Annotated in this window: 2 protein-coding genes; both read left to right on the forward strand. The window is 64.0% G+C overall.

Annotated features, from left to right (window positions below; all coding sequences use genetic code 11):
* Positions 1-732: 732 nt before the first annotated feature.
* The gene (locus GVY64_RS36240) at positions 733-6,279 is read left to right on the forward strand and encodes a non-ribosomal peptide synthetase (RefSeq protein WP_159851114.1); all 5,547 of its coding nucleotides are present in this window, start codon (positions 733-735) and stop codon (positions 6,277-6,279) included.
* A 132-nt stretch (positions 6,280-6,411) separates the two neighbouring features.
* A complete protein-coding gene (locus GVY64_RS36245) occupies positions 6,412-7,314 on the forward strand; it encodes an aspartyl/asparaginyl beta-hydroxylase domain-containing protein (RefSeq protein ID WP_201298326.1) in 903 nt (300 codons plus the stop codon).
* Positions 7,315-7,722 lie beyond the last annotated feature (408 nt).

Raw genomic sequence — 7,722 nt, forward strand, 5'->3', positions numbered from 1 at the left:
TCCATCCGATGCCACCGGTACCCGGCGACACCACCCCCCGGATCATGCGAAAGACAGGGGCAAGAAGTCATACCGGGCCCGGCGACCGAGGCCCTGGATCGGACCCACGAGAAAGGTAACGGGGCCGAAACGGCAGCTGTCTGGTGGAACGAACCGTGCCAGGCCGCCAGCTCCCGTCTTCGGAGAGACCTTGACGGTCAGGGGATGGATAGAAGTCCGGCCGGCCCGATGCGACTCGTTCGCTCATAAGTAGGGGCAAGAAGTCATACCGAGCCTGGCGACCGTGGGCCCGATCTCGGTACCCACGAAAAAGGTGACGGGGGCGGGCCACGACATGCACCACATTCACGGCCCGACGCCGCCTCCTGGGACGCTTCCGCCTGCAACACCAGCCGGTCGTCCATCCGTGCCGGGCCAGGTGTTCCCCGGCGCTCGGACAGGCGGTAGCGGTTCGATTACTGCCCACAACTAGTCATCCACAAGTCACGGCTCCGCCACAACTAAAAGTCCTGCATCGCAACGATACTCGTCGCCGCCCAATCGAACCTGTCAGGAGCTTATAACAAGATCGAACCCCTATAACAAGATCATCACGGTTTCAGGGATTGCCAATCCCTGCAAAACGCGCCATGATGGTGCGGGTCCATACGTCCGGGCTGTAACACTCGGCCGTCTACACAGGAACAACCTGGACAAGGATACTTCCTGCTAATGCACAAAGAAAATTCCCAAATGGCAGAGCATAACTCATCATTCGCGTACCCCTTGACCGTTCAGCAAGAAGCAGTCTGGCTGTCCCAGCAGCTGAATCCCGATAAGCCGTTCAATATTGGCGGGTACCTGGATATTCACGGCGAGGTCGACCCTGAAGCGATAATTGAGGCATTCCGTCGCGCGATAGCTGAAGCTCCCACGCTTTTGGTGAACATCAAAGCTGGCCACGGTGAGCCGCGTCAATACCGCAGAGAGTTGGGGTCCTGGAAACCCGCGGTCACGGATTACAGCCTCCTCGTCGATGGGGAATCCCGCGCGCGGACGTTGACCGACCAACTGGTGCGGGAACCGTTCGATTTGGAGAAGGGGTTCCTGTTCCGGGCGGAATTGATCAAGATCTCGGAGGATCGATCCTTCCTATGCTTCGTCGCTCACCATGTCGTTGCCGACGGAGCCAGTTGCATGATCATAGGACATCGGGTAGCGCAATTGTACTCTGCCATTCTGGGGGGCGCCGCCGTGGAACGGCCCCGTTACCTGGACCTCGAGGGTGTTAGAGATGAGATCGAGCGGTATAGAGATTCGGCAGGGTTCCAACGCGACCGAGCGTTCTGGAGCGAATATATCGACCGCACCGTGGAGCCTTTGAGGCCAGCGAGACAAGCATCGCCATGCGATGGGCCGACGATTCATCATCGGATGGATATGCCGTCGTATCGGCTACGGCGGCTGGCCGAGGTGTCGACAGCGTTGAATGTGCCGCTGCCAGCGGTATTGACCGCTGCTACAAGCCTCGCATTTCGGACATTTGCGCGAACCAACGATTTCTACGTGCAATTTCCTGTCGCGAACAGGGTGGGCCGTGCCCGTTGGACACCATGTCTGATCGCAAACGCGCTGCCATTACGGGTGACCCTTGAGCCCGACCGTCGCTTCAGCGAGCTCTGCTCAGATGTGGCCGCGACCATACAGTTGGTACTGCGACACTCGAAGTACGACACAACCGATATCCGACGCGATTTAGGCGCGACCGATAAAACCGGTGATTTATTCGGCCCTGCGGTGAATGTCATACCGTTCCTTGCTTCGGTGCCCATCGGCAGCGGGCGAGCCGAATTCCGTCCGCTTCCCGAGCTCCCGGCATCGGAGCTGTCGATCATGTTCAGCTACGACGTCGATCAAGGTACCGACGCGCTCATTGGGATAGCAGCGGATAGTCGTTTATACAGTATAGATGACCTCCATAAATACATGGAGGCAATTAGCTCGTGCCTCCATCAGGTCGTCACCGATCCGGCCGTCCGGCTGGCCGATATCGAGGTGATGGACCCCGCCGAACGCGGGCGGGTCCTCACCGAGTGGAACACCACCACCGCCACCATCCCGGTCGATCCCCGCACCACCATGGTGGACCAGTTCCAGGCCGCGGTCGCGGCCGCACCCGAGGCCGTCGCGGTCATCGACGGCGCCACCAGCTACACCTACCGCCAACTCAACACCCGCGCCAACACCCTCGCCCGCACACTCATCGATACCGGGGTCGGCCCCGACCGTGTCGTCGCTGTCGCCGTGGACCGGTCCTTCGACCTCGTGGCCGCCTTGCTGGCCGTCCTCAAGGCCGGCGGCGCCTACCTGCCCATCGATCCCACCTACCCCACCGAACGCCTCACCTACATCCTCACCGACGCCGACCCCACCGCCCTGCTGACCACCCACACCCTCCACCCCCTGCTGCCCGACACCTCGATCCCCACCCTCCACCTCGACACCACCCACACCCACGACGTCACCGATCTCGACCTCGACACTCCCGACGTCACCGACCTCGAACGCCGCGCCCCGCTGCACCCGAACCACCTGGCCTACGTCATCTACACCTCCGGCTCCACCGGCAGACCCAAACCCGTCGCGACCACCCACCGCAACGTGGTGGGTTTGTTCGCCGCGACGGTGCCACAGTTCGGCTTCGACGCCACCGATGTGTGGGCATGGGTGCATTCACCGGCCTTCGACTTCTCGGTGTGGGAGTTGTGGGGCGGGTTGCTGCACGGCGGGTCGGTCGTGGTGGTTCCCCGCGAGGTGAGCCGGTCACCGCTCGAGTTGTGGGAATTGCTGGCCACCCACGGGGTGACCGTTTTGAACCAAACCCCCTCCGCGTTCTACATCGACCATCTCCGCGTCACCGGGTCACATGCCGTGGACACGATCGTCTTCATCGGTGAGGCGTTGACCCCCCCGGTGATCGAACGCACCCGGGACGTATTCCCCGGGATCCGGGTCATCAACGGCTACGGCCCGACCGAAACCACCGTCTACGTGACCGCCCACGAGGTGGGCGGTGGGGGTGTGGTGTCGGTGCCGATCGGTCGTCCGATCGGGAATGCGCGGGTGTGGGTGTTGGATTCGTGGTTGCGTCCGGTGCCGGTGGGGGTGGCGGGTGAGTTGTATATCGCGGGTGCGGGGCTGGCCCGGGGGTATCGGGGCCGGGCGGGGTCGACCGCGGCCCGGTTCGTGGCCGACCCGTACTCGCCGGCGGGGGAGCGTATGTATCGTTCCGGGGACCTGGCGCGCTGGAACGATCGGGGGGAGTTGGAGTTCCTGGGTCGTGTCGATGACCAGGTCAAGATCCGTGGGTTCCGGGTCGAGCCCGGTGAGGTCGAGGCCGTGTTGGCCACCCATCCCGGTATCGCCCGGGCCGTGGTCGTGGCCCGCGAACTGCCCGGCGGTGACAAACAACTGATCGGCTACGCCGTACCCCACACCCACACCGACCACACCGACGGTGTCGCTGGTGGTGGTGTCGCTGTCGACGGTGTCGCTGGTGGTGGGGATGTGGTGGATGCGGTGGCGGTGCGGGGGTTCCTGGCGGCGAGGTTGCCGGAGTTCATGGTTCCCGCCGCGGTGGTGGTGGTGGATCGGTTGCCGTTGACGGCGAACGGGAAACTCGACCGCGGCGCGTTGCCGGATCCGGTGTTCACCGGTGGGGGTGCCCATCGTGAACCCCGTAACGCCGAGGAACGGGCCCTGGCCGCGATATTCGCCGAGGTCCTGCGGTTGGATCGGGTCGGGATCGACGACTCGTTCTTCGATCTGGGTGGACACAGCATCCTGGCGATCGAGGTGGTGTCGCGGGCCAAGCAGCAGGGCATCACCTGCACCCTGTTGCAGGTGTTCGAGCACCGCACGGTGGCGGCGCTGGCCGCGGCAGTCGACGCGGCAGGCACGAGGGTGACGCTGGACGAACCACCTGGTGGCGGTGTCGGCGATCTGCCGTTGCCGCCGAACGTGCACTACATGCTCCAGCGCGGCGGGAACTACGACCGCTTCGCCCAGACAAGGGTGCTGGAGCTGCCGGTGGGTATCGAGCGCTCGCAAATCGTCGCGGTGCTCACCGCCGCGGTGGACCACCACGACATGCTGCGCGCCCGGCTGCTCGCCGACGGCGAAAACGGCCCGTGCATCGTGGTGGGCCCACCCGGCTCGGTCGACGTGGACGCGCTCGTGCACCGCATCGAGTTCGACACGATCGAGCCGATCGAGCTGCACGAGTTCGCCATGACCGAACTGGACACCGCCGCCAACCGACTCGATCCAGCGAACGGTACGGTCCTGCAGTTCATCTGGCTGGACCCCGTCGGGGCGGCGGGCGCACGCACCGGCGCGGGACGACTGATCGTGCTGGCACACCACCTCGTCATCGACGGCGTGTCCTGGCGCATCCTGGTGCCGGACCTGGTGGCCGCCTGGGCTCAGGTGTCGGCCGGCAACACGCCGGTGCTCGCGGAGACCGGGACCTCGATGCGGCGCTGGGCGCACGCACTGATCGAGGAGGCACACTCCGAACGCCGCCACGCCGAGTCCGCCTACTGGCACGACGTTCTCGCCGAACCCGACCCGCTGATCGGCGGCCGGGAACTGGACCCGGCGATCGACAACACCGGCACGTTACGCATAGTCGAGCGCGAAGTGTCCACCGAGGTCACCACCGCGCTGCTCACCACCCTGCCCGGCCTGTTCCAGGGCAGCGTCAACGACACGCTGCTGGCCACCCTGGCCCTGGCGTTGGTGCGCTGGCGCGACACCGAACCGACGGCGCTGCTGCGGCTGGAAGGCCACGGCCGGCAGGAAGAAGTCGTCCCCGGCGTCGACCTGTCCCGCACCATCGGCTGGTTCACCAGCATCTACCCTGTGCGACTGGACCTGGCGGGGATCGACCTCGATGACGCGCTCTCCGGTGGGCCCGCGCTCGGCGACGCGATCCGCGCGGTGAAGCATCAGCTGCTCGCGGTGCCGGACAAAGGTATCGGCTTCGGCCTGCTGCGCTACCTCGACCCCGAGACCGCGCGGCAGTTCCCGAAACGTCTCCCGGGCCGGGTCGGCTTCAACTACCTCGGCAGGTACTCCGCCGGCGACATCCCGGCGGAACCGGAGGGCCTGGGCTGGCTGCCGACCGACGACCTGGGTGACGTGCACGTCCGCGAACATCCGGACGTGCCCCTGCAATCGGCGATCGACGTGAACGCCGTCGTGATCGGTGACCGCCTGCGCGCGAGCTTCGGCTTCCCCGCAACTCTGCTCACCGATGACGAGGTCGCCGAGCTGGCCGATCTGTGGATCGAAACGCTCGGCGCGGCAGCCCGTTTCACGCAAACCTCGGCGGCACGGACCGCCGCCGAGGAAGAAGCCACGGCCACCGCGCCACTGGCTCCTCCCGCGGCGGGCGGTCTCGGACTCGACGTGGTCCTGCCGATCCGGCTCGGCGGCGACGAACCCGCACTGTTCTGCATCCACCCGCAGTCCGGGATGGCATGGACCTACCTGGGATTCGCCGACGCGCTGGCCCCCGGCCGTCCGATCTACGGCCTGCAGGCCCCGGAACTCAGCGGTCACGAACCGTCCCCGCGCTCGATCGAGGAGTTCGCCGACCGCTATGTGCGCGAGATCCGCGCCCTGCAACCGGAAGGTCCCTACCACGTACTCGGCTGGTCCTTCGGCGGGCTCATCGCCCACACGGCGGCGACGAAGCTGAAGGCCGAAGGCGCTGAGGTCGGCGTGATTGCGCTGCTGGACGCCGACACCGCCGATATCGACGGCGACAGCATCGAGCCGCTCACCGTCGGCTCGTTCATCAACACATTCGGCTCGGTTTTCGGTATCCACGATGTCCCCGCCGAGGTGACCGTGCAGCAGGCGGCAGACCTGATCCGGGAACGGCTCGGCGGTGTCTCACTGCTCGACGCCGCCACCCTGGAGCGAATGGTAGGGGCGTACAACGCCGCCACCCGGACCAGAACCGGCTACCGCCGCCCGATGTTCGACGGCGACATCGTGTACTTCAGCGCGACCGTCGACACCTCCGACATCTTCGGTCCGGACGGCTGGCGACCGTACGTGACCGGCGAGATCACCAACCACGACATCGAGGCCACGCACACCGAACTGACCGCACCGCACGTGTTGCCGGTCATAGCGCGCGTGCTCGACGCACATTTGGGAGGCCGAGCACGAAGTCTGACTGATCCACAACGATCGACTGAGGACAATCCAGATGGGCGTGTGGGGTGAGGTGTACGTCAGTGGCACCCGGCTACCACGGCTGATCGAGTCCGACCACGTGACCGGTCCCGACCGATCCAGCCGCAGCACCTCGGCGAATATCGCGGCCAGAGCCCGCTCCTCGGAGTTACGGCGTTCACGATGAACACCCAGCCGGTGAACACCGGTTCCGAGAGCGCGGGCGGGGTCCTGTCAGGAAAGGCAAACGCGGGCGGGTCTGTGGAGGCCGGGTCCCGGGCGGTGGACCCTGCGGTCGATCTGCAAAATATCTTTAACAATGCACCAATAAATTCGGAGGAATTAGATATGAACATCTTGATACCAGTCGCCGAGAAGGTATTTTCACGAATTGAAGCAGGGTTTAGAAGGGCATCCGTGCCGGGGGATCACACTTTCTTTGATACTGACGAATTCCCCTGGGTGAGGCGAATTGAGGATGAATGGCTGCTGATACGCACAGAGCTTGATCGGGTGCTTATGGATCGCGACCATCTGCCAAACTTCCAGGATATATCGGTGGACCAAGAAATACTCACCAATGACGACAAGTGGAAGTCATATTTTTTCTATGGGTACGGCTTCCGTTCTGACGTCAACTGTGCCCGATGCCCCAACACGGCGCGTATTGTATCGCAGATCCCAGGAATGAAGACGGCATTCTTCTCAATCCTGCTGCCGGACAAGCACCTCCCAGCGCATCGCGGGCCATATAGTGGCGTGCTACGCTACCATCTCGGTTTGCGAATCCCGGAGCCCGGCGACGGCTGCAGGCTCCGTGTCGACAAAGATATTCGCCATTGGGAAGAAGGATCTTCGCTAATTTTCGACGACACCTACGACCATGAAGCATGGAACGATACGAGCCACGTGCGTGTCGTCCTATTTGTGGATTTCGTCCGCCCTATGCGGTTCCCGATGAATTTTCTCAATAGGGCGATACTCTACGTGATCAAATTCACGCCGTTTGTCACTGACGCCAGACGTCGAGAGCTCGACTGGGAGAAGCGCTATGCGATGTCGAGGACCCAGGCGAATGAATATTGAACTGAAACTTCTTGGTTGCACGGTAGTGGTCCCCGCTCGCACCTGGGGCCTCCAGATCGCCCCGCCGGTATTCGTATGGCGCGAAGCGGGCTCACTCATCGAACCCATGTACGAATACTAGCGCGTAGCCACCGCACGCTTCGGGAGCCAGGACAAAGGCAGAGCCGCAGGTCAGATCGTATCGGCCGCAAGTTGCCGATCGGACGGTCGCCCACACCGGATTCGTCACTTCGCCGCTTCCCCCACATCGTCAGGCGGTCGCGGCAGCGAGCTGTCGCCTTAGAGCGCCTATCAGGTTCGGTTGCGGAGTCTTCGCCAGCAGATGAGGGCGGCGGCGAGGTCGAGGAATCCTTGGTGGATGTCGGTGCGTCGTTCCCAGCGGGTGGCCAGGCGGCGGTACTGGTGTAG

It is taken from the genome of Nocardia sp. CY41, from assembly GCF_009829325.1.
Lineage (GTDB): Bacteria > Actinomycetota > Actinomycetes > Mycobacteriales > Mycobacteriaceae > Nocardia.